19 protein-coding genes and 1 riboswitch are annotated in these 21,363 nt (G+C 73.8%); of the genes, 10 read left to right on the top strand and 9 right to left on the bottom strand.

The window, feature by feature from the left end:
* Positions 1–196: 196 nt before the first annotated feature.
* Complete coding sequence (locus FHX73_RS23815) at positions 197–1,072, top strand: RecB family exonuclease (protein WP_145906951.1); 876 nt, start codon at positions 197–199, stop codon at positions 1,070–1,072.
* On the top strand, positions 1,072–1,743 hold the full coding sequence (locus tag FHX73_RS23810) for a response regulator (protein WP_145906950.1): 672 nt from the start codon (positions 1,072–1,074) through the stop codon (positions 1,741–1,743). Before FHX73_RS23815 ends, FHX73_RS23810 begins: the two co-directional genes overlap by 1 nt.
* 54 nt (positions 1,744–1,797) lie before the next feature.
* Here FHX73_RS23810 and FHX73_RS23805 read toward each other — a convergent pair whose 3' ends face one another.
* The 3 genes from FHX73_RS23805 to metH form a co-directional block, all read right to left on the bottom strand.
* A complete protein-coding gene (locus FHX73_RS23805; RefSeq protein ID WP_145906949.1) occupies positions 1,798–3,414 on the bottom strand; it encodes an ABC transporter substrate-binding protein in 1,617 nt (538 codons plus the stop codon).
* A gap of 310 nt (positions 3,415–3,724) precedes the next feature.
* Entirely contained in the window at positions 3,725–4,429 is a 705-nt protein-coding gene (locus FHX73_RS23800; protein ID WP_145906948.1) for an HAD family hydrolase, read from the bottom strand.
* Positions 4,430–4,521: 92 nt separating this feature from the next.
* On the bottom strand, positions 4,522–8,022 hold the full coding sequence (metH, locus tag FHX73_RS23795; protein WP_145906947.1) for a methionine synthase: 3,501 nt from the start codon (positions 8,020–8,022) through the stop codon (positions 4,522–4,524).
* A gap of 139 nt (positions 8,023–8,161) precedes the next feature.
* On the opposite strand from metH, the gene FHX73_RS23790 reads away from it, so the two are divergent.
* On the top strand, positions 8,162–9,214 hold the full coding sequence (locus tag FHX73_RS23790; RefSeq protein ID WP_145906946.1) for a glycoside hydrolase family 18 protein: 1,053 nt from the start codon (positions 8,162–8,164) through the stop codon (positions 9,212–9,214).
* Positions 9,215–9,281: 67 nt separating this feature from the next.
* Here the strand turns inward: FHX73_RS23790 and FHX73_RS23785 are convergent, their stop codons facing one another.
* The gene (locus tag FHX73_RS23785) at positions 9,282–9,908 is read right to left on the bottom strand and encodes a mycothiol-dependent nitroreductase Rv2466c family protein (protein ID WP_145906945.1); all 627 of its coding nucleotides are present in this window, start codon (positions 9,906–9,908) and stop codon (positions 9,282–9,284) included.
* 156 nt (positions 9,909–10,064) lie between these two features.
* Between FHX73_RS23785 and FHX73_RS23780 the strand changes: the two genes are divergently transcribed.
* Complete coding sequence (locus tag FHX73_RS23780) at positions 10,065–10,811, top strand: alpha/beta fold hydrolase (protein WP_145906944.1); 747 nt, start codon at positions 10,065–10,067, stop codon at positions 10,809–10,811.
* 25 nt (positions 10,812–10,836) lie between these two features.
* Positions 10,837–11,574, top strand: a complete 738-nt coding sequence (locus tag FHX73_RS23775) for a phosphodiesterase (RefSeq protein WP_145906943.1) — start codon at positions 10,837–10,839, stop codon at positions 11,572–11,574.
* A gap of 7 nt (positions 11,575–11,581) precedes the next feature.
* On the opposite strand, the gene FHX73_RS23770 is transcribed toward FHX73_RS23775, so the two are convergent.
* Entirely contained in the window at positions 11,582–12,739 is a 1,158-nt protein-coding gene (locus FHX73_RS23770; RefSeq protein ID WP_145906942.1) for a phosphoribosylaminoimidazolecarboxamide formyltransferase, read from the bottom strand.
* Positions 12,740–12,787: 48 nt separating this feature from the next.
* A riboswitch (ZMP/ZTP riboswitch) is annotated at positions 12,788–12,873 on the bottom strand.
* 102 nt (positions 12,874–12,975) lie between these two features.
* Between FHX73_RS23770 and FHX73_RS23765 the strand changes: the two genes are divergently transcribed.
* The 5 genes from FHX73_RS23765 (at position 12,976) to FHX73_RS23745 (ending at position 17,728) form a co-directional block, all read left to right on the top strand.
* On the top strand, positions 12,976–13,674 hold the full coding sequence (locus FHX73_RS23765; protein WP_170305012.1) for an HAD family hydrolase: 699 nt from the start codon (positions 12,976–12,978) through the stop codon (positions 13,672–13,674).
* Between the two features lie 47 nt (positions 13,675–13,721).
* Positions 13,722–14,498, top strand: coding sequence for a GNAT family N-acetyltransferase (locus FHX73_RS23760; protein ID WP_145906940.1), 777 nt, complete (start codon positions 13,722–13,724; stop codon positions 14,496–14,498).
* A gap of 43 nt (positions 14,499–14,541) precedes the next feature.
* Complete coding sequence (locus tag FHX73_RS23755) at positions 14,542–15,354, top strand: SGNH/GDSL hydrolase family protein (RefSeq protein WP_145906939.1); 813 nt, start codon at positions 14,542–14,544, stop codon at positions 15,352–15,354.
* Positions 15,355–15,442: 88 nt separating this feature from the next.
* On the top strand, positions 15,443–16,531 hold the full coding sequence (locus FHX73_RS23750) for a PAC2 family protein (protein ID WP_145906938.1): 1,089 nt from the start codon (positions 15,443–15,445) through the stop codon (positions 16,529–16,531).
* A 261-nt stretch (positions 16,532–16,792) separates the two neighbouring features.
* Positions 16,793–17,728, top strand: a complete 936-nt coding sequence (locus FHX73_RS23745; RefSeq protein WP_145906937.1) for a slipin family protein — start codon at positions 16,793–16,795, stop codon at positions 17,726–17,728.
* A 33-nt stretch (positions 17,729–17,761) separates the two neighbouring features.
* On the opposite strand, the gene mshC is transcribed toward FHX73_RS23745, so the two are convergent.
* From mshC to FHX73_RS23725, 4 genes are all read right to left on the bottom strand, one after another.
* Complete coding sequence (mshC, locus tag FHX73_RS23740; protein ID WP_145906936.1) at positions 17,762–18,991, bottom strand: cysteine--1-D-myo-inosityl 2-amino-2-deoxy-alpha-D-glucopyranoside ligase; 1,230 nt, start codon at positions 18,989–18,991, stop codon at positions 17,762–17,764.
* A 112-nt stretch (positions 18,992–19,103) separates the two neighbouring features.
* Positions 19,104–19,847, bottom strand: a complete 744-nt coding sequence (locus FHX73_RS23735; RefSeq protein WP_425461416.1) for an SCO1664 family protein — start codon at positions 19,845–19,847, stop codon at positions 19,104–19,106.
* 119 nt (positions 19,848–19,966) lie between these two features.
* Positions 19,967–20,527, bottom strand: coding sequence for a DUF3090 domain-containing protein (locus FHX73_RS23730; RefSeq protein ID WP_145906935.1), 561 nt, complete (start codon positions 20,525–20,527; stop codon positions 19,967–19,969).
* Positions 20,528–20,630: 103 nt separating this feature from the next.
* A complete protein-coding gene (locus FHX73_RS23725; protein WP_145906934.1) occupies positions 20,631–21,335 on the bottom strand; it encodes a histidine phosphatase family protein in 705 nt (234 codons plus the stop codon).
* Positions 21,336–21,363: the final 28 nt, after the last annotated feature.

Raw genomic sequence — 21,363 nt, 5'->3', positions numbered from 1 at the left:
GCCCCTTCACCGGTCGTCGGTCCCGTCTGTTCCCGCACTGCCCATCGGTCCTGCTGGCACCGCTGTCCCCGAACGCTACGTGATCCGGACCGGCGGTGCCGGGGACCCCGTCAGGTGTCCTACCCAGTTCGGACCGCCCGGCCGCTGTCAGCGGTCTGGCAGCCGGATGACAGCCGGACCCCATAGGGTCGTGGTCATGCAGCAGACCGAGACCGCCCGCGAGGCAGTGCCGCCGAGCGGCCTGTCGCCCTCGCGGGCCGGCGACTTCCTGACCTGCCCGCTGCTCTACCGGCTGCGGGTGATCGACCGGCTGCCGGAGCCGCCGAGCGCCGCCGCCACCCGCGGCACGCTGGTGCACGCCGTGCTGGAGCGGCTGTTCGACCACCCGGCGACGGACCGCACGCCGGATCGGGCGCTGGCCCTGCTGCGGCCGCAGTGGGAGCGCCTGCTGGGGGAACGGCCGGAGCTGGCCGGACTGTTCCCGGCCGATCCCGAGCAGGGCGGCGCCGAGCTGGCCGGCTGGCTGGCGGACGCGGAGAAGCTGCTGGGCCAGTGGTTCCGGCTGGAGGACCCGACCCGGCTGGAGCCGGTGGAGCGCGAGCTCTACGTGGAGACGGTGCTGGAGTCCGGCCTGAAGCTGCGCGGCTACATCGACCGGGTGGACGTGGCCCCGACCGGTGAGGTCCGGCTGGTGGACTACAAGACCGGCCGGGCGCCCTCGCGGGACTTCGAGGGCAAGGCGATGTTCCAGATGAAGTTCTACGCGCTGGTGGTGTGGCGCTGGAAGGGCGTGCTGCCCAAGCGGCTCCAGCTGGTCTACCTGGGCGGCGGCGGGGAGGTGGTGACCTACGACCCGGACGAGGCGGACCTGCGCTCGGTGGAGCGCAAGCTGCAGGCGCTCTGGGAGGCGATCGGCCGTGCGGTGGCCACCGGCGACTTCCCGGCCACCCGCAACCGGCTGTGCGACTGGTGCGACCATCAGGCGAGCTGTCCGGAGTTCGGGGGGACTCCGCCGCCGTACCCGCTCCCCCTCCAGAAGACTGTGACGAGCATGGAAAGCAAGGAGTCGTAGTGACGATCCGTGTGCTGCTGGTCGACGACCAGCCACTGCTGCGCACCGGTTTCCGGATGATCCTGGAGGCCGAGGCCGACCTGGTGGTGGTGGGCGAGGCCGGGGACGGTCAGCAGGCGCTGGAGCAGGTCCGGGCGCTGCAGCCGGACGTGGTGCTGATGGACATCCGGATGCCGCGGATGGACGGGGTGGAGGCGACCCGCCGGATCGTCGGCCCGATGCGCGACGGTCCGGTCAGAGTGCTGGTGCTGACCACCTTCGACCTGGACGAGTACGTGGTGGAGGCGCTGCGGGCGGGGGCCAGCGGGTTCCTGCTGAAGGACGTGCCGGCCGAGGAGCTGGTGCAGGCGATCCGGGTGGTGGCGGACGGCGCGGCGATGCTGGCGCCCTCGATCACCCGGCGGCTGCTGGACATGTACGCCACCCGGCTGCCGGCCGGCGAGGAGGCGCCCTCCCCCGCGCTGACCGCGCTGACCGAGCGGGAGATGGAGGTGCTGCGGCTGGTCGCCAAGGGCCTGTCGAACGCGGAGATCGCGGCCGAGCTGTTCGTCAGCGAGACCACCGTGAAGACCCACGTCGGGCACGTGCTGACCAAGCTGGGGCTGCGCGACCGGGTGCAGGCGGCGGTCTTCGCCTACGAGAGCGGACTGGTCCGGCCGGGCGCGATGTGACGCGGCGTCAGGGGCCCTCCCGAGCAGGCGCTCGGGAGGGCCCCTGACGTTCGGTCAGCTGCGGCCGATGGCCCCGAACCGGAAGATGCCGGTGGAGTCCACCGTGGCGTCCACGCCGGTGATGTTCGGCTTGGCCGCGTAGAACGCGGTGTTCTGGAACAGCGGCAGCAGCGGCACCTGGGTGGCGATCGCGTTCTGGATCGCGCCGAAGGTGGTGGTGGCCGCGCCGCGGTCGGCCTGCTTCAGCGTCTGGGGCACCAGCTGCTGGCTGATCTGCGGGTCGTCGAAGCCGTTGTGGAAGGCGCCGCCGTCCACCACCAGCGGGACCACGAAGTCGTCCGCGTCGGGGTAGTCGGCGCTCCAGCCGACCGTGTAGGCCTGGTAGCTGCCGTCCGCCCAGCCCTTCTTGAAGGCCTCCCAGTCGGGCTGCTCGGTGACCGTGACCTGGAACAGGCCGGTGGCCTCCAGCTGCCGCTTGATCGCGTCGGCCTCGGCGTTCTTGGCCCGGGTGCGCGACCAGGTGAGGGTGAACTTCACCGGGGTGGTGATCTTGGCGGCGGCCAGGATCGCCTTGGCCTTGGCCGGGTCCGGGTCGCCGTAGTGGTCGTAGAAGGCGGTGTTGTGGCCGGTGACGCCGGCCGGGACGACCGAGTAGAGCGGCTGCGCGGTGCGCTGGTAGACGTCCCGGGTGATGGTCTGCCGGTCGAGCACCTGGGCGATCGCCTGGCGGACCGCGACCTGGCCCATGGTGGCGTCCTTGGTGTTGAACACCATGAACCGGGTGTCGCTGCTGTCGGAGGTGGTGACCTTGACGCCGTCCTGGCCCTTGTTCTGCTCGCTCAGCATCCGGGCCGAGACGGCCGGGTCGAGGCTGTTGTCGGTGAGGTCCACCGCACCGCTGTCCAGGGCGCTCTTCAGGTCGTCGGGGCTGGTGAAGAACCGCACCGCGAACTTCTTGTTGTGCAGTTCCTGGTCGCCCTTGTACTTGCCGTTGGCCGACAGGGTGACCTTGTCGATCGACTTGGCGGCGCCGCTGCCGCTCTCGTCCACCGAGTCGATGGCGTAGGGGCCGGAGCCGACCAGCTGGTCGTTGGGCAGTTCCTTGTCGGCCGGGAAGACCTGGTGGTCGACGATCGAGCCGGCGGCGCTGGCCAGCTTGTCGGGCAGCACGGCGTCGGCCTGGGAGAGGTGGAAGACCACCTGGGTGGCGCTGGTGGCCTCGACCGACTTGACGGTGGAGAAGAGGTCTGACGGGCCGTTCGGGTCGGCGATCTTCTTCATCCGGTCGATCGAGAAGGCCACGTCCTGGGCGGTCAGCGGGTGGCCGTTGGAGAAGCTCAGACCGGTGCGCAGGGTGCACTGGTAGGTCATCGCGTCGGCGCCGGTGAAGCCGCACTCCTGGGCGGCGTCGGGCTGCGGCACGGTGGCCCCGGCGGGGTAGCGCAGCAGGGTCTGGAAGGAGTTCTCCAGGATCATCCAGGAGCCCAGGTCGTACGCCCCGGCCGGGTCCAGCACGCTGGTGCTGTTGGTGGTGCCGAGGGTGATCGGGGCGGAGTCGCCGCCGCCGGTTATCGACTTGACGGAGCCGCAGCCGGTCAGGGCGGTGGCGAGCAGGGCGCCGCAGCCCATGGCGGCCAACCGGCGGGGTACGCGTCTGGTGGCGGGACTCATGCGTTCCTTCTCGGTGCGGGCCGGCCTGGGCCGGCGGGCGGCGGCTGCCCGGGCCCCTGGTGGGAGCGCGGGTCGGCGCGGACCGCTGCGGTGTCGGGATAGACCGCAGCAGCCTGCCACACCATGGGGACCCGGCAGACCGCCCAGCGGACGGATCGTTAGGGAACCCCCAGGAAATCGGAACGAGTTGTCAGCTGTTGTCCCGTTTCGCCCGTAGGGTCAGGTACCTGACATATCGTCCGGATGTCGAGAAAGAGACGAGCGTCACACGGGGCGCGGGTCAGGGCGGATCACGGCGAATTACGGTGGGTCAGACCCGGGCCGGCACCAGCGAGCGCAGCAGGGTCAGGTCGAGCTCGGCCAGCGAGCGCAGCACCACCCGGCCGGGCGCGGCGGGCACCGGCGCCACCGAGGGCACCGCGACCACCGGGCAGCCGGCCGCCTCGCCCGCCTGCACGCCCAGCGGCGCGTCCTCGATCACCACGCAGCGGGCCGGGTCGGCGCCGAACCGGGCGGCGGCCAGCAGGTACGGGTCGGGGTTGGGCTTGGTCCGGGCCACCTCGTCGCCGGCCACCGAGAAGGCGAACGGGTGGTCGCCGAGGTTCTTCAGCACCAGGTCGATGATCCGCCGGTGCGAGGCGGAGACCAGCGCGGCCGGGATCCGGTTCTCCCGCAGCAGCGCCAGCAGGTCGGCGGCGCCGGGCATCAGCGGGGCGCCGCCGTCCAGCAGTTCGGTGAACCGGCCGTTGATCCGGTCGGCCAGCTCGGTGCGGTCGATCTCCAGGCCGGTCAGGTCGAGCAGGTAGTCCATCACCCGGGTCATCGGGCCGCCGACCAGGTGCGCCCGGTGGCTGCGGTCCAGCGGGTGGCCGAACTCGGCGAAGAGCGAGGACTCGGCCTGCCACCAGAAGTCCTCGGTGTCCACCAGGGTGCCGTCCATGTCGACCAGGACCGCCTGCAGGCCGCTCCCCCCGCCCTCGCCGAGGGCCGTGCTGGTGGTGTCGACCGTGGTCATGCGGCACTCCCCTTCGCTGCGCGACCCCCGCCCGGTGGGACGGGGGCCGTCCAGCATACGTCCAGTTCAGCGAAGGGAGCGTGATCCCCGGGTTACCGCGCGTTGAAGTACTTCGCCTCCGGGTGGTGGATCACGATGGCGTCGGTGGACTGCTCCGGGTGGAGCTGGAACTCCTCGGAGAGCACCACCCCGATCCGCTCCGGGCGCAGCAGCTCGGCGATCTTGGCGCGGTCCTCCAGCTCCGGGCAGGCGCCGTAGCCGAGCGAGAACCGGGCGCCGCGGTACTTCAGCTGGAACATGTCCCGCACGTCCTGCGGGTCCTCGTCGCCGAAGCCGAGCTCGAAGCGCACCCGGGCGTGCCAGAACTCGGCGAGCGCCTCGGCCAGTTGGACGGACAGGCCGTGCAGCTCCAGGTAGTCGCGGTAGGCGTTGGCCTGGAACAGCTCGTTGGCGGCCTCGGAGACCCGGTTGCCCATGGTGACCACCTGGAGGCCGATCACGTCCCGCTCGCCGGACTCCTCCGGGCGGAAGAAGTCGGCCAGGCAGAGCCGCCGGCCGCGGCGCTGGCGCGGGAAGGTGAAGCGGGTCCGCTCGGTGCCGTCCTCGTGGTAGACGATCACGTCGTCGCCCTTGGAGGCGGCGGGGAAGTAGCCGTAGACCACGGCCGGCTCCAGCCAGCCCTCGGTCTGCAGCCGGTCCAGCCACATCCGCAGCCGCGGCCGGCCCTCGGTCTCCACCAGCTCCTCGTAGCTCGGGCCGCCGGACCGGGCGGCCTTCAGGCCCCACTGGCCCTTGAAGAGCGCGTCCTCGTCCAGCCAGGAGGCGTAGTCGGCGAACGGGATGCCCTTGATGATCCGGTCGCCCCAGAACGGCGGCTGCGGCACCCGGTTGTCCACCGCCACGTCGGAGCGGATCTGGCCGAGGTTGACCTCCTCCGGCTCCTCCACCTCGACCCGGGCGTGCCGGCGCTGGCGCAGCTCCGGCAGGCTGGCGCCGGGCACGCCGCGCTTGACCGCGATCAGCGCGTCCATCAGGCGCAGGCCCTCGAAGGCGTCGCGGGCGTAGCGCACCTCGCCCTCGTAGATCTCGTGCAGGTCCTGCTCCACGTAGGCCCGGGTGAGCGCGGCGCCGCCGAGGATGACCGGGAACCGGGCGGCCAGCTTGCGCTGGTTGAGCTCCTCCAGGTTCTCCTTCATGATCACCGTGGACTTCACCAGCAGGCCGGACATGCCGATCACGTCGGCGGCGTGCTCCTGGGCGGCCTCCAGGATGGCCGAGACGGGCTGCTTGATGCCCAGGTTGACCACGGTGTAGCCGTTGTTGGACAGGATGATGTCCACCAGGTTCTTGCCGATGTCGTGGACGTCGCCCTTGACGGTGGCCAGCACGATGGTGCCCTTGCCCTCGTCGTCGGACTTCTCCATGTGCGGCTCCAGGTGGGCCACCGCGCTCTTCATCACCTCGGCGGACTGCAGCACGAAGGGCAGCTGCATCTGGCCGGAGCCGAACAGCTCGCCGACCGTCTTCATGCCCTCCAGCAGCACCTCGTTGACGATCTCCAGCGCCGGACGCACCGTCAGCGCCTCGTCCAGATCGGCTTCCAGGCCCTTGCGCTCGCCGTCGATGATCCGCCGGGCCAGGCGCTCCTCCAACGGCAGTGCGGCCAGCTCCTCGGCCTTGGAGGCGGCGTTGGAGGCGGCGGAGACGCCCTCGAACAGCTGCAGCAGGCGCTGCAGCGGGTCGTAGCCGTCCCGGCGGCGGTCGTAGACCAGGTCCAGGGCCGTCTCGCGCTGGTCCTCGGGGATCCGGGCGATCGGCAGGATCTTGGAGGCGTGCACGATCGCCGAGTCCAGGCCGGCCTGCACGCACTCGTGCAGGAAGACCGAGTTGAGCACCTGACGGGCCGCCGGCGAGAGGCCGAAGGAGATGTTGGACAGGCCCAGGGTGGTCTGCACGGCCGGGTGGCGGCGCTTCAGCTCGCGGATCGCCTCGATGGTCTCCAGGCCGTCGCGCCGGGACTCCTCCTGGCCGGTGGCCAGGGTGAAGGCCAGGCAGTCGACCAGGATGTCGTGCTCGGCGATGCCGTACTCGCGGCCCAGCTGCTCGATCAGCCGCTCGGCGATGGCGACCTTGGCCGCGGCGGTGCGGGCCTGGCCCTCCTCGTCGATGGTCAGCGCGATCAGCGCGGCGCCGTGCTCCCGGGCCAGCGCGGCGATCTTGCCGAACCGGGTGTCCGGGCCGTCGCCGTCCTCGTAGTTGACCGAGTTCAGCACCGCGCGGCCGCCGAGCATCTCCAGGCCGGCCCGCAGCACCTGCGGCTCGGTGGAGTCCAGCACGATCGGCAGGGTGGAGGCGGTGGCGAGGCGGCCGGCGATCTCCTTCATGTCGGCCACGCCGTCCCGGCCGACGTAGTCCACGCACAGGTCGAGCAGGTGCGAGCCGTCCCGGATCTGGTCCCGGGCGATCTCCACGCAGGCCTGCCAGTCGCCGGCCAGCATCGAGTCGCGGAACTTCTTGGAGCCGTTGGCGTTGGTGCGCTCGCCGATCGCCAGGTAGGAGGTGTCCTGGCGGAACGGCACCGGCTGGTAGAGCGAGGCGGCGGCAGGCTCGGGCCGGGGGTCGCGCGCGGCGACCGGGCGGCCCTGCACCCGCTCGACCACCTGGCGCAGGTGCTCGGGGGTGGTGCCGCAGCAACCGCCGACCAGCGAGAGGCCGTACTCGCGGGTGAAGGTGTCGTGCGCCTCGGCCAGCTCGGCCGGGGCCAGCGGGTAGTGCGCGCCGTCCTTGCCGAGCACCGGCAGACCGGCGTTCGGCATGCAGGACAGGCCGATCCGGGCGTTCTTGGCCAGGTAGCGCAGGTGCTCGCTGTACTCCTCGGGGCCGGTGGCGCAGTTCAGGCCGATGTAGTCCACGCCGAGCGGCTCCAGCGCGGTCAGCGCGGCGCCGATCTCCGAGCCCAGCAGCATGGTGCCGGTGGTCTCCACGGTCACCTGGACCACCACGACCAGGTCGAGCCCGGCCTCGGCCAGCGCGTCCTTGCAGCCCAGCACGGCGGACTTGGTCTGCAGCAGGTCCTGGCTGGTCTCGATCAGCAGCGCGTCGGCGCCGCCGGCGATCAGGCCGGCCGCGTTCTGCCGGAAGCCCTCGCGCACGGCGTCGAAGCTGATGTGGCCCAGCGTCGGCAGCTTGGTGCCGGGGCCGATCGAGCCGAGCACCCAGCGCTGCCGGCCGTCGGCGGAGAACTCGTCGGCGACCTCGCGGGCGATCCGGGCGCCGGCCTCGGCGAGTTCGAAGATCCGCTCGGGGATGTCGTACTCGCCCAGCGCGGCGAGGTTGGTGCCGAAGGTGTTGGTCTCCACGCAGTCGACGCCGACCGCGAAGTACTCCTGGTGCACCCCGCGGACGATGTCCGGCCGGGTCACGTTGAGGATCTCGTTGCAGCCTTCCAGGTCCTGGAAGTCGGCCAGCGTCGGGTTCTGCGCCTGGAGCATGGTGCCCATGGCACCGTCGGCGACCACCACCCGGGTGGCGAGGGCCTCGCGCAGCGCGCTCGCGCGGGACTGCTGGTCGGGAACGGAGAGACTGGTGGCCATGGGGCTACTCCCTGGGTGCGACGGCTGTCGGCTATGCGCTCCCCCCGATCGGGGGCGCACCCGGTCAGGGTATCCGCCCGGGGCCCCGGTGACGCACGGCGTTCCGTATGGTGAACCGTTCAAGGGGAGGGGTTCACCGTTGAACGGACGGGTCATCCGGCAGGTGGGGGCGTGGATACGGCTGCGGCGCCGGCGCCTGGCACTGGTTTCGGCCATTCTCGCGACGCTCCTGGTGCTCCCGCCGGCGCTCGCCGCGGGGGCCCTGTGGTGGGCCGGCCAGGGCGATCCGGCCGGCTCGGCGCGCACCCGGGGGGCGGACGCCGCCTGGCTGGGACACGCCTGGGTGGACGGGCGCAAGGGCCCGGCCGACCTCGCGGCGCTGCCGCAGCTGGTCCGCGGCGGGGTGCGCGACCTCTACGTGCACGCCGGCCCGCTGGAGCACGACGGTTCGCTGCCCGCCGACCGCTACCCGGCGGCGCGCCAGCTGCTGGACGCGGTGCACCGGGAGCTGCCCGGGGTGCGGGTGCAGGCCTGGCTGGGCGACGTGGTGGCGCCGGAGCACCCGGACGGGATGCACCTGGACGACCCGGCGGTGCGCGCCCGGGTGGTCGCCTCGGCCCGGCAGGTGCTGGACGCCGGGTTCGACGGGGTGCACTACGACCTGGAGCCGCTGCAGTCCGGCTCGGCCGGCTACCTGGACCTGCTGGACGCGACCCGCGCCGTCACCTCCGCCCGGCACGCCGAGCTCTCGGTGGCCACCCCGCAGATCGACCCGCTGCCGGGCCTGCACGCGGTGGCGGGCGCGCTGACCGGCCACCCCAAGTGGTGGTCCCAGGAGTACTTCGGGCAGGTGGCCCGGCGGGTGGACCAGATCGCGGTGATGTCCTACGACACCGCGATGCCGGTGCAGTCGCTCTACCAGGGCTACGTGGCGCAGCAGACCGAGCTGGCGCTCCAGGTGGTGCCGGGGTCGGTGGACCTGCTGATGGGGCTGCCCGCCTACTGGGACGACACCTGGGGGCACCGCGGCTCGGCCGAGACGGTGCCCGCGGCGGTGCGCGGGGTGCGGGCGGGGTTGAGCGCCCAGGCGCCCGGGCGGCAGAACTTCGGCGTCGCGGTGTACGCCGACTTCTCGGCCACGGACCGGGACTGGGAGAGCTACCGCCGGGACTGGTGCGGGCTGGCGGACTGACCGTCCGCCGGGCGGCCCTGACGCCGCGTCGGCCGACGCGGCGTCAGGTGGGCGGTGCCCGACGGGATCAGCTGAAGTCCAGCTCGCCGGTGCGGGTGCGCTTGAGCTCGAAGAACTTCGGGTAGCCGGCCAGCAGGCGGGCGCCGTCGAAGACGTTCAGCGCGTCCTGGCCGCGCGGGATCGCGGTCAGCACCGGGCCGAAGAAGGCCACCCCGTCGATGTGCAGGGTCGGGGTGCCGACCTCCTCGCCGACCGGGTCCATGCCCTCGTGGTGGCTGCGCTTGAGCGCCTCGTCCCACTCGGTGCTCCGGGCCGCCTCGGCCAGCTCGGCCGGCAGGCCGACCTCGGCCAGCGCCTCGGCGATGACCGCCTCGCGGTCCTCGCTCTTCTCGTTGTGGAACCGGGTGCCGAGCGCGGTGTAGAGGTCGCGCAGCACCTCGGGGCCGTGCTTCTCGGCGGCCGCGATGCACACCCGGACGGGGCCCCAGCCGGAGTCCAGCAGCTCCCTGTAGCGCTCGGGCAGGTCCTCCCGGCCCTCGTTCAGCACCGACAGGCTCATCACCTTGAAGTGCAGGTCCAGCGGGCGCAGTTGCTCGACCTCCAGGATCCAGCGGGAGGTGATCCAGGCGAACGGGCAGATGGGGTCGAAGTAGAAGTCGACCCGGGTCGGCGTGGTCTGGTCGTCGATCGTCATGGGCCCACCATAGGACCCGCCCGCGACCGGCCGACAGCTCGCCCGGCAAAGTCGCCCGGCTCGCCGGAACCGGGGCGCCGACACCTCGCGTTCAGGACCGGAGCTGTCCTGATCCGGTCGTAGCGTGAGGGCCGGACACCGACCGAGGAGGCCGTCATGAGCAGCACGTTCGTCCTGGTACCCGGCTACTGGCTGGGCGCGTGGGCCTGGGAGGGCGTGGCCGGTCCGCTGCGCGAGCGGGGCCACCGGGTGCACGCCGTCTCGCTGCCGGGGCTGGCCGAGCGGGCCGGCGAGGGCGGGCCCGAGGTCGACCTGGAGGCCCACACCGCCGACCTGGTCCGGCTGCTGGCCGGCCTGGACCAGGTGGTGCTGGTGGCGCACAGCGGCGCCGGCGCGCCGGTCTCGGTCGCGGCCGACCGGGTGCCGGAGAAGCTCCGCCGGGTGGTCTACCTGGACAGCGGCCCGCTGGCCGACGGGATGTCGGCGCTCGACCAGGGCGGGGCGGCGAAGCGCGAGCGGATCGAGGCCTCGGTGCTGGACGGCTGGCGGTACCCGATGCCGTCCTGGGAGCGGCTGGCGGCCGACGGGGCGAGCACCGAGGGGCTGGACGCGGCGCGGCTCGCCGCCGTCCGGGAGCGGGCCACCGACCAGCCGATCGGCGCGCTGCGCCAGCCGGCCCACCGCACGGGCGGCGCCGCCGCGCTGCCGAAGACCCTGGTCAGCTGCTCCTTCCCGCTCGACCAGGTGCGCGCCATGATCGCCCAGGGACACCCGTTCTTCGCCGAACTGGCCGGCCCCGAATGGGACTTCGCCGAACTGTCGACCGGCCACTGGCCGATGTTCTCGCGCCCGGCGGACACCGCCGACCTGCTGGCCGAGCTGGCCGGGCGCGGGACTGCCTGAGCCACGGCGCGGGCAGGCTCGCCGCATGACCCCCTCGCTCGCGCACCTCAGCGACCCGCACCTCACCACCGGCCCGGCCGACGGGCTCCACCGGGCACTCGGGCGGGTGCTCGCGCTGGACCCGCACCCCACCTGCGTGGTGATCACCGGCGACCTGACCGACCGCGGGCGCCCGGCGGAGTACGCGGCGCTGCGCGAGGCGCTCGGCGAGTTTCCGCTGCCGCTGCACCTGCTGCCCGGCAACCACGACGACCCGGCCGCGCTGGCCACCGAGTTCGGCGGCTCGGCGCTGCTCGGCGGCGGCGAGTCCACCCACTACGTGGTGGACCACCCGGGCCTGACCGTGGTCGCGCTGGACTCCGCGGTGGCCGGCTCGCCGGCCGGTGAGCTGGGCACCGGGCAACTGGCCTGGCTGGACGGGGTGCTGGCGGAGCGTCCGGAGACCCCCGCGGTGGTCTGCCTGCACCACCCGCCGGCGCCGGTCGGCATCCCGTTCCTGGACCGCATGCGGCTGGCCGACGGCCCGGCGCTGGCCGAGGTGCTGGCCCGCCACCCGCAGGTGGTGCGGGTGCTGGCGGGCCACGCGCACCGGCCGATCACCGCGCAGTTCGCCGGCGCCCTGCTGGCGGTGGCGCCGAGCGCCTCCGGCCCGCCCCCGAGCGGCGCCCGCAAGGCGGGCCGCCCGCAGGAGCCGGCGGGCCTGCTGCTGCACCTGGCCACCGCGGACGGGCCGTGGGTCACCCACCACCTCCAGCTCGCCTGACGGTCCGTCAGTGGTGGAACAGCCGCAGGCCGGTGCGGACCAGGGTGATGCCGAGCTCGGCGCAGGCGCCGGCCACCTCGTCCGAGCGGATCGAGCCGCCCGGCTCCACGATCGTGGTCACCCCGTGCCGGTGGGCGTGGTCCACGTTGTCGCGGAACGGCAGCGCGCCGTCCGAGGCGAACAGCACCCCGTCGAGCCGGGCCAGCCAGTCGGCCCGCTCGGCCGCGGTCAGCGGGGAAGGCGGCGCGGTCAGCGCCTCGGCGAACCGGCCCTGCTCGTCGGCGGTGAGGTCGCCGTCCAGGTAGCGGATCTGCCAGTTGATCCGGTCCTGGCGCCGAACCCCGTCGCGGAAGGCCAGGCCGCGCACGGCGGGGTGGCGGCGCAGCCACCAGGTGTCGGTCTTCGCGCCGGCCAGCCGGGTGCAGTCCACCCGGGACTGCTGGCCGGCGCCGATCCCGACCGCCACCCCGTCGTGCAGGTAGCAGACCGAGTTGGACTGGGTGTGGCGCAGCACGGCCAGGCCGAGCAGGGCGTCCGCGGTGGCGGCCGGGGTGAGCGGGGCGCCGGACACCGGGGTGAGCAGGGCCGGGGTGAGCTCGGCGGCGTCGCGCTGCTGGGTCAGCCGCAGGCCGAGCACCTCGCGGGTCTCCTCGGCGGGCGGCTCCAGCTCCGGGTCGGCCTCCAGCACCAGGAAGCGGCCGCCCTTCTTGCGGCTGAGCCGCTCCACCGCGCCGGGCGCGTAGCCGGGGGCCACCACGCCGTCGCAGACCAGAGTGCCGAGCAGCTCGGCCAGTTGGAGGTCGACCGGGTGCGAGACGGCCACCAGGTCGCCGTAGGAGGACTTCGGGTCGGCGTCGCGGGCCCGCAGGTAGGCGGCGGTGACCTCGCTGAGCGCGGCCGGGTCCAGCCCGTACGGCTCGGCGACGGCCGCCTCGACCGGGCCGGCCAGCGCCGCGCCGGCCGGCGAGACGTGCTTGAAGGAGGCGGCGGCGACCCGGCCGGTGGCCCGGTGCGCCTCCCTGACCAGCTGCCAGGCGTTCAGCGCGTCCAGCAGGTTGATGAAGGAGGGGGCGCCGTTGACCACCCGGACCGGCCACCGGCCGGGGTGGACGGGCTCGGCGGGGGCGGCCTGCTGGTGCGGGTTCATGCCGTAGCGCAACTGCATGCGGGGGCTCTCCTGGTCGGCGTGGCTGACGGTTCGACAGTTCGCTGACACAGGCGCCCAGGCGGTCGACGCTCGCATCCGGTGACCGGCCGCTTCCCGGTGGTGGTCCACCCTCGCCAGTCGCGACCGCTCCGGAGTATACGCAGCGGGCGTTCCGCCGGAATCCGGGCCCGCGATGGGCGATGATGCCCACGGGGGGCCGCGGTGCAGGGCGGCCACGAGCGATCGGAGGGGCCGTGAGTGACGCGTTGCTGGTGCTCTGGGACATCGACCACACCTTGATCGACGGCGGCGGGGTGGCCCGCCGGGCCGTCGAGGCCGCCTTCCGGCGGGCCACCGGGATACCGCTGAGCTGGGAGCTCACCTACCAGGGGCGGACCGAGATCGCCGCCACCACCGAGCTGCTGCGGGCGCACGACCTGGAGCCGGCGGACGGGCTGATGGGCAGCTACCTGGAGCTGCTGGTCGCCGAGATGCGGGACCGGGCCGGCGACCTGGCGGACGAGGGGCGGGCCCTGCCCGGGGCCCGCGAGGCGCTGGCGGCGCTGGCCGGACTGGCGGGGGTGCGGCAGTCGGTGCTGACCGGCAACCTGCTCGCGCTGGCCGAGCTCAAGCTGGCCGCCTTCGACCTGACCGAGCACCTGGACCTGCGCCTGGGCGCCTACGGCGAGGACGCCTACGAGCGCACCGACCTGCCGGCCCACGCCTTCGACCGGGCCGAGCGGGTGCTCGGCCGGCGCTTCACCGGCCCGGAGACCGTGATCATCGGCGACACCGTCCGCGACGTGCACACCGCGCACGCGGTCGGGGCGCGGGCCGTCGCGGTGGCCACCGGACTGGTCCCGGCCGCCGAACTCGCCGCCGCCGGCGCCGACGTGGTGCTGCCCGACCTCGCCGACACCGCGGCCGTGCTCGCGGCGGTCACCGGGCGGTAGCCGGTAATCGGGTTGCCCGCCGTCCGGCCGGATGCTGAGCTGTGCGGATGGACAAGGATGCGGCATTGGCGTTGTACGACCGGGAGCTGCGCCGCGAGGCGGGGCCGATGGAACCGGGCGCGGTGGTGGAGCGGGACGGCTCGGTGGTGCGGCACGTCGCCGCCGCGAACGGCTGGTCGGCGGTGCTCTGGTCGGACCTGGACGAGGCCGGCGCGGACGCCGCGATCGCCGCGCAGGTGGCCCGGTTCACCGAGCTCGGCCAGGAGTTCGAGTGGAAGCACCACGACCACGACCGCCCCGCCGACCTGCCCGAGCGCCTGCTCGCCGCCGGCTTCACCGCCGAGCCGGCGGAGACCGTGATGGTCGCCGAGACGGCCGCCCAGGCGGTGCCCGTCGAGCTCCCGGCCGGCGTGCACCTGCGCACCGAGAACGACGAGGAGGCGCTGCGGCTGGTCGCCGAGGTGCACCGGGTGGCCTTCGAGGACGACCCGAGCCGCCTGGTGGAGCGGCTGCGGGTGCAGCTGGCCGAGGCGCCCGACACCCTGCGGCTGGTGGTCGCGATGGCCGGCGACCGGCCGGTCAGCGCGGCCCGGCTGGAGACCGTGCCGGGCGTCTCCTTCGCCGGCCTGTGGAGCGGCGGCACCCTGCCCGAGTGGCGCGGCCGGGGCATCTACCGCGCGCTGGTCGCCCACCGGGCGGCCGTGGCCGCCGAGCTCGGCTACCCCTACCTCCAGGTGGACGCGGCCCCGACCAGCCGCCCGATCCTGCAGCGGCTCGGCTTCACCCCGCTGACCGTCACCACGCCGTTCACCTTCACCCCCTGACGGTCCCTCACCCTGGGCCTCCGAGTGGCTACGCTGAGCGTCCATGAGGACGCTCAGCCGCACCTGCGCCACCGCCCTGACCGCCACCGCCCTGCTGCTCGGCGGCGCCGCCCCCGCACCCGCCGCCCCGGCCGCCGGATACGCCGCACTCGGCGACTCCTACGCCGCGGGCGTCGGCGCCGGCGGCTACGACCCGGCCGCCGGGGACTGCCACCGCAGCGCCAACGCCTACCCGGTGCTCTGGGCCGCCGCGCACCCCGGCACCGCCGCCACCGACCTGGCCTGCAACGGCGCGGACACCCACGCGGTGCTGACCGACCAGCTGCCGAAGCTGCCGCACGGGCTGGCCCGGGTGTCGCTCACCGTGGGCGGCAACGACCTCGGCTTCACCGACGCGGTGCTGGCCTGCCTGCAGCCGCTCACCACCGACGAGCGCTGCGACCGGGCGCTCGCGCACTCCGCCGACCTGCTGGACCATCAGCTGCCGTCCCGCTACGACCAGCTGCTGACGGCGCTGACCGCCGCCGCCCCGGACGCCCGGGTCGTGGTGACCGGCTACCCGGACCTGCTGGCCACCGAGGCCTCCGGGCTGTGCTGGACCGGCACCGGGCACCGCCGGGCGGAGTTCAACGCGCTGACCGACCGGGTGGACGAGCTGATCCACCGCCAGGCCACCGCGCACGGCGCCCGGTTCGCCGACCCGCGGCCCGCCTTCGCCGGCCACGGCGTCTGCGCCGGCCCGGGCGGCGAGTGGATCACCGGGATCGTGCTCCGCACCCCCTGGGAGTCCTTCCACCCCACCGCCGAGGGCCAGTCGCACGGTTACCTTCCGGTCGTGTCCGACGCACTCTCCTGAACCCTGGACCCTGAGGGCATCAAAGCCCGTAGGCTGGGCAGGTACGGTCCGTGGAACGGGGCGTTCCACGTGCGGAGGGAGACGCTGGGTGATCGAGCTGGAAGATGTTCCCGAGTTGATCGACCCGGTCATGGTCTGTGCCTTCGAGGGCTGGAACGACGCGGGCGACGCCGCCTCCTCGGCGGTCGGCCATCTGGACGAGACCTGGGGCGGGAAGGTGTTCACCGCCCTCGATGCGGAGGACTACTACGACTTCCAGGTCAACCGGCCGACCGTCTGGCTGGACGGCGGGGTGCGCCGGATCACCTGGCCGACCACCCGCCTGTCGGTGATCCGGGTGACCGAGCCGACCACCCGCGACCTGGTGCTGGTGCGCGGCATCGAGCCGAGCATGCGGTGGCGCTCGTTCTGCAACGAGCTGCTGGGCATCGCGCACGAGCTGGGCGTGGAGCTGGTGGTGATCCTCGGCGCGCTGCTCGGCGACACCCCGCACACCCGCCCGGTGCCGGTCAGCGGGGTCACCTCGGACGCGGCGCTGGCCCGCCGGCTCGACCTGGAGGAGAGCCGCTACGAGGGCCCGACCGGGATCGTCGGCGTGCTCCAGGAGGCGTTCGCGCACGCGGGCGTGCCGGCCGTGACGCTCTGGGCCGCGGTGCCGCACTACGTGGCCCAGCCGCCCAACCCGAAGGCCACCCTGGCGCTGCTGAACAAGCTTGAGGACCTGCTGGACCTGCGGATCCCCCCGGGCGAGCTGCCCGAGGACGCCCGGGCCTGGCAGGTGGGGGTGGACCAGCTGGCCGCGGAGGACAGCGAGGTCGCCGAGTACGTGCAGCAGTTGGAGGAGGCGCAGGACACCACCGAGCTGCCGGAGGCGAGCGGCGAGGCGATCGCCCGGGAGTTCGAGCGCTACCTGCGGCGCCGGGAGAACCAGGGGCCGGCCGGCGAGAAGGGCGAGAAGTCGCCCGGCGGCCGGCCGGTGCTGGACCGCTCCGGCGAGCCCGGCGCGGCCGGCGAGGAGGCTGCGGCCGAGGGCGCCGACGAGTCCCCCGCGGCGGACTCCGGCGAGGGGCGGCCGGAGCCGGCCGGCGAGGACGCCGGCGGCGGTGCGGAGCAGGAGGCCGACGGGAGCAGCGAGGACCAGGAGGCCGACGGCCGGGACGGTCGGCCGCGCGGCTGACCCCGGTCGGGGCGGGCGGCTGATCCGCCGTCAGGAGCACTGCGGCGATGAGCCGATGACCGGCGTCGGGCAGCCGCCGGTCATCGGCCAGGACCAGTGCACCGGTCCGGACCGTGTCCTGTCAAGGGTCTAGACCAGTCCACAGAAGGGCCGCACAACCGGAGCACCTCCTTCCGCCCGTCCGGGGGCCCACCGCACCGGAGTACCGTGGAGAGTCCGCCGGACTGATTCGCTGGTGGCGGAAGTGGCCGAGGTGACGCCATGGTGGTCCTGGATGCGGTGCTCGGGGCGCTGGCCGGACTGGCCGCGCTCGGGGGCGCCTGGGCAGCGTTGAGCATGCGCGTGGTGCAGCAGTGGCAGCGCGGGGTGGTGTTCCGCTTCGGCAGGGTGCGCGAGGAGGTCCGCTCCCCCGGCATGGTCTTCCTGGTGCCGGCCGTGGACCGGCTGCGCCGGGTCAACGTGCAGATCGTCACCATGCCGATCCCCGCCCAGGAGGGCATCACCCGGGACAACGTGACGGTCCGGGTGGACGCGGTGGTCTACTTCAAGGTGGTCGACCCGGTGCGGGCCACCGTCACCGTGCAGGACTACCAGTTCGCCATCTCCCAGGTCGCCCAGACCTCGCTGCGCTCGATCATCGGCAAGAGCGAGCTGGACGACCTGCTGGCCAACCGGGAGCCGATCAACCAGGGCCTGGAGCTGATGCTGGACAGCCCGGCGCTCGGCTGGGGCATCCAGATCGACCGGGTCGAGATCAAGGACGTCGCGCTGCCCGAGTCGATGAAGCGCTCGATGGCCCGGCAGGCCGAGGCGGACCGCGAGCGGCGGGCCCGGATCATCACCGCGGACGGCGAGTACCAGGCCAGCAAGCAGCTCTCCGAGGCGGCCCGGATCATGAGCAGCACCCCGGCCGCGCTCCAGCTGCGGCTGCTGCAGACCGTGGTGGAGGTCGCGGCGGAGAAGAACTCCACCCTGGTGCTGCCCTTCCCGGTGGAACTGCTGCGCTTCCTGGACACCGCGACCACCAACCAGGCCGGCGAGGTGGCGGCGTCCTTCGCCAAGGCGGTGGCGGCGGCCGGCACGATGGGCGCGCTCGGCACCGCGGGGGCGGCGGCCGGCGACGGCTCCGCCGCGGGCGCGGGCACGAGTGCGAAGAACGGCGGGGCCGCCGTCAAGGAACGGCGGCCCCACGAGTGACGGTCAGGCGCTGACGGTCGGTCAGGCGCCGGGCTAGAGCGCCACGCCCAGCAGCGCGTCCACGGTGCGCGAGACCAGTCCGGGCGCACCGGCGTCCTCGCCGCCGTCGGCCTGCTGCAGCGCGGCCCAGCGGTCCACGGCGGCCAGTGCGGCCGGCGCGTCCAGGTCCTCGGCGAGCGCGGCCCGCACCTCGGCGAGCAGCTTCTCGGCGGACGGGCCGTCCGGCCGGGAGACCGCGGCCCGCCAGCGGTCGAGCCGCTCGACGGCCTGCGCCAGCACCTCGTCGGTCCACTCCCAGTCGCTGCGGTAGTGCTGGGAGAGCAGCGCCAGGCGGATCGCCGCCGGGTCCACGCCGTCGCGGCGCAGCGCCGAGACGAACACCAGGTTGCCGCGCGACTTGGACATCTTGTGCCCGTCCAGCCCGACCATCCCGGCGTGCACGTAGGCCCGGGCGAACGGGTGCGCGCCGGTGGCGGCCTGGGCGTGCGCGGCGCCCATCTCGTGGTGCGGGAAGGACAGGTCGCTGCCGCCGCCCTGGATGTCGAAGCCCATGTCCAGGTACTCCAGGGCGATCGCCACGCACTCGATGTGCCAGCCGGGCCGGCCGTGGCCGAGCTCGGTGTCCCAGGCGGGCTCGCCCGGGCGGGCCGAGAGCCAGAGCAGCGCGTCCAGCGGGTGGCGCTTGCCCGGACGGTCCGGGTCGCCGCCGCGCTCGGCGAAGACCGGCAGCATCTGCTCCCGGGTCAGCCCGGAGACCTCGCCGAAGTGCGGGTCGGCCTCGACCGAGAAGTAGACGTCGCCGTCCAGCTCGTAGGCGGCGCCACTGGCCAGCAGCTTCTTGACCAGCGGGACGATCCACGGGATCGACTCCACCGCGCCGATGTACTGCTTCGGCGGCAGGATCCGCAGCGCGGTCATGTCCTCGCGGAAGAGCGCCGTCTCGCGCTCGGCCAGCTTGGTCCAGTCCTGACCGGTGGCGACCGCGCGCTCCAGCAGCGGGTCGTCCACGTCGGTCACGTTCTGCACGTAGTGCACCTGCCGGCCGTGGTCCAGCCAGACCCGCTGGACCAGGTCGAAGGCGTTGTAGGTGGCGGCGTGACCCAGGTGGGTGGCGTCGTACGGGGTGATCCCGCAGACGTACAGCCGGGCGGTGTCGCCCTCGGGAACCACCTCCCGGATGGTGCCGGTGGCGGTGTCGTGGATACGCAGAGGGTGTCCCTGACCTGGTAGGGCGGGAACCTCGGAGGCTGGCCAGGCATGCATGGAAGGGACTCTAACCTCGCGATCATTTGTAAGGCCAACCTGTTGCAGGAAACGGCCGAAATGAAGTGGAGTCGGTCACTCCCGGACGTTCAACACGCCTGCGGGGGAATAATCAGACGGGTGGCCAGGGGATGGACGGCCACTCCTGGGAGGGCAGCGGGTGGCGCCCGGTGGACAGCAGCTCCGCGGTCCGCCGCCGAGCCGCCGTCAGCTCAGCCGGCGTCAGGTGCTCGGCCAGCCGCGCGCCCAGCGCGCCGTCCAGCTCGGCCGCCAGCCGCTCCAGCACCGCCACCGCCTCCTCGGTCAGCGGCTGCCGGGCCCAGCCCCAGAGCAGGGTGCGCAGCTTGCCGGAGGCGGCGAAGGTCACCCCGTGGTCGATGCCGTAGATCCGGCCGTCGGCGGCCGCCAGCAGGTGGCCGCCCTTGCGGTCGGCGTTGTTGAGCACCGCGTCCAGCACCGCCATCCGGCGCAGCCGCTGGTCGTCGGCGTGCACCAGCAGCGCCTCCCGGCCGTCCGCCACCTCGGCCCGCAGCACCGGCAGCCAGCCCGGCTCCGGCCCCTCGGGGTCCTGCAGCGCGAGGATCGGCCCGGCCTGCGGGTCCGGCTCCACCCAGACCTGCGCCATGCCCGGGCCGAACGGGCCCTCGCGCAGCACGGTCGGCGGCACCAGCGCCCAGCCGGAGGCGGCCGACAGCTCGTAGGCGGCCACCTCGCGCCCGGCCAGCGTGCCGTCCGGGAAGTCCCAGAGCGGGCGCTCGCCGCGCACCGGCTTGTAGACGCAGGGCGCGCTCACCCCGGCCAGCGCGACGGAGCAGTAGAGCACCGTGTTGGAGGCCTCGGTCAGCTGCCCGTGCACGGTGAGCTCGCCGGAGCGCAGCAGCTCCAGCGCGGTGGCCGGGTCGGCGGCCAGCGCCGCCGTGCCGGCCGGGTCGGCCTGCGGTATCGCGGCGCCGGTGTCGGCGGGCTGGTCGGCGTTCAGCGCTTGTACCCGTTCTGGCGCGGGCAGATGTGGCCCTCCGGGTCGAGCGGCAGGTTGCAGAACGGGCAGGGCTTGCGGCCGGCGGCCACCAGCTCCAGCGCCCGCTTGGCGAAGACCCGGGCCATCGCGCCGGTGAGCCGCACCCGCAGCAGGTCCGGGCCGTTCTCGTCGTCGAAGACCGGCTCCTCCTCGTCCTCGGTCTCCTCCAGCGCCGCCTGCGCCTCGACCACCAGGCGGCCGTCGCCGGCGTCCCAGGCCAGCGCCATCGTGCCGACCCGGAACTCCTGCTCCAGCGGCAGGTCCAGCGGGGCGCTGTCGATCAGCTCGGCGGGCGCCACCGCCGGGATCGACGCCTCGCCGCCGCTGCGCCGCAGCGCCTCGTCCAGCACCTCGTCGACCCGCTCGGCCAGCGCCGCCACCTGGGTCTTCTCCAGCAGCACGCTGGTGATCCGGCCGCGCGCGCTGGCCTGCAGGAAGAACGCCCGCGAGCCGGGCTGGCCGACCGTGCCGGCCACGAACCGCTCGGGCTGGTCGTAGTAGAAGACCTGTCGGGGCACTCTCTCGCTCCGGTTGTGTAGAACGTAGAACTGGGTCTGGAACGGGGTCTGGCAGGGCGGCTGCTCCGGGCTCCGGGCGCCTCCTCACCCTACGGCGTGCGGGCTAGCGCCCGGTGGAGCCGCCGACCGCCGCGTCGCCCTCGGCCACCGGCTCGCCGCCCTCGCGGGCGGGCGCGGGCCGCAGGCCGGTCAGCGTGCCGGTGTCGCCCATCCGCAGCAGGAACGGCCGCAGCGGGGTGTAGCGGATCGCGGTGACCGTGCAGGGGTCCACGTTGATCCGCTGGAAGTGGTCCAGGTGCAGGCCCAGCGCGTCGGCCACGATCGCCTTGATCACGTCGCCGTGGGTGCAGGCCAGCCAGACGGCGTCCGCGCCGTGCTCGGCGGCGACCTTCTCGTCCCACTCGCGGGCCGCCGCCACCGTGCGGTGGCTGAGCGCGCGCAGCGACTCGCCGCCCGGGAAGGCCGCCGCCGAGGCGTGGTCCTGGACGGTGCGCCAGAGCGGCTCCTTGGCCAGCTCGCCGAGCTTGCGACCGGTCCACTCGCCGTAGTGGCACTCGCCGAACCGCTCGTCCACGGCCGGCTCGCCGAGCTCCGGACGGGCCGCCAGCAACGGCTCCAGGGTCTGCCGGCAGCGCTCCAGCGGGCTGCTCACCACCTTCGCCAGCGGCACCCCGTCGAGCCGGCCGACCAGCCCGGCGGCCTGCTCCCGGCCCGCCTCGTCCAGCTCCACTCCCGGGGTCCAACCGGCGAGGATCCCCTCGGAGTTCGCGGTCGACCGGCCATGGCGTACCAGCAGCAGTGTGGGCATGCCCCCAGCCTAAGGGGTGGCCGCGAGC

Source organism: Kitasatospora viridis, from assembly GCF_007829815.1.
Lineage (GTDB): Bacteria > Actinomycetota > Actinomycetes > Streptomycetales > Streptomycetaceae > Kitasatospora > Kitasatospora viridis.
This window is presented reverse-complemented; position numbering and strand designations above follow the sequence as displayed.

Excerpts from the sequence above, each read along its gene's own strand:
- FHX73_RS23770 (WP_145906942.1), bottom strand. The coding sequence starts at position 12,739 with ATGCAGTTGCGCTACGGCATGAACCCGCACCAGCAGGCCGCCCCCGCC.
- mshC (WP_145906936.1), bottom strand. The coding sequence starts at position 18,991 with ATGCATGCCTGGCCAGCCTCCGAGGTTCCCGCCCTACCAGGTCAGGGA.
- FHX73_RS23745 (WP_145906937.1), top strand. The coding sequence starts at position 16,793 with ATGGTGGTCCTGGATGCGGTGCTCGGGGCGCTGGCCGGACTGGCCGCG.
- FHX73_RS23800 (WP_145906948.1), bottom strand. The coding sequence starts at position 4,429 with ATGACCACGGTCGACACCACCAGCACGGCCCTCGGCGAGGGCGGGGGG.
- FHX73_RS23755 (WP_145906939.1), top strand. The coding sequence starts at position 14,542 with ATGAGGACGCTCAGCCGCACCTGCGCCACCGCCCTGACCGCCACCGCC.
- FHX73_RS23815 (WP_145906951.1), top strand. The coding sequence starts at position 197 with ATGCAGCAGACCGAGACCGCCCGCGAGGCAGTGCCGCCGAGCGGCCTG.
- FHX73_RS23760 (WP_145906940.1), top strand. The coding sequence starts at position 13,722 with ATGGACAAGGATGCGGCATTGGCGTTGTACGACCGGGAGCTGCGCCGC.
- FHX73_RS23805 (WP_145906949.1), bottom strand. The coding sequence starts at position 3,414 with ATGAGTCCCGCCACCAGACGCGTACCCCGCCGGTTGGCCGCCATGGGC.
- FHX73_RS23725 (WP_145906934.1), bottom strand. The coding sequence starts at position 21,335 with ATGCCCACACTGCTGCTGGTACGCCATGGCCGGTCGACCGCGAACTCC.
- FHX73_RS23780 (WP_145906944.1), top strand. The coding sequence starts at position 10,065 with ATGAGCAGCACGTTCGTCCTGGTACCCGGCTACTGGCTGGGCGCGTGG.
- FHX73_RS23775 (WP_145906943.1), top strand. The coding sequence starts at position 10,837 with ATGACCCCCTCGCTCGCGCACCTCAGCGACCCGCACCTCACCACCGGC.
- FHX73_RS23785 (WP_145906945.1), bottom strand. The coding sequence starts at position 9,908 with ATGACGATCGACGACCAGACCACGCCGACCCGGGTCGACTTCTACTTC.
- metH (WP_145906947.1), bottom strand. The coding sequence starts at position 8,022 with ATGGCCACCAGTCTCTCCGTTCCCGACCAGCAGTCCCGCGCGAGCGCG.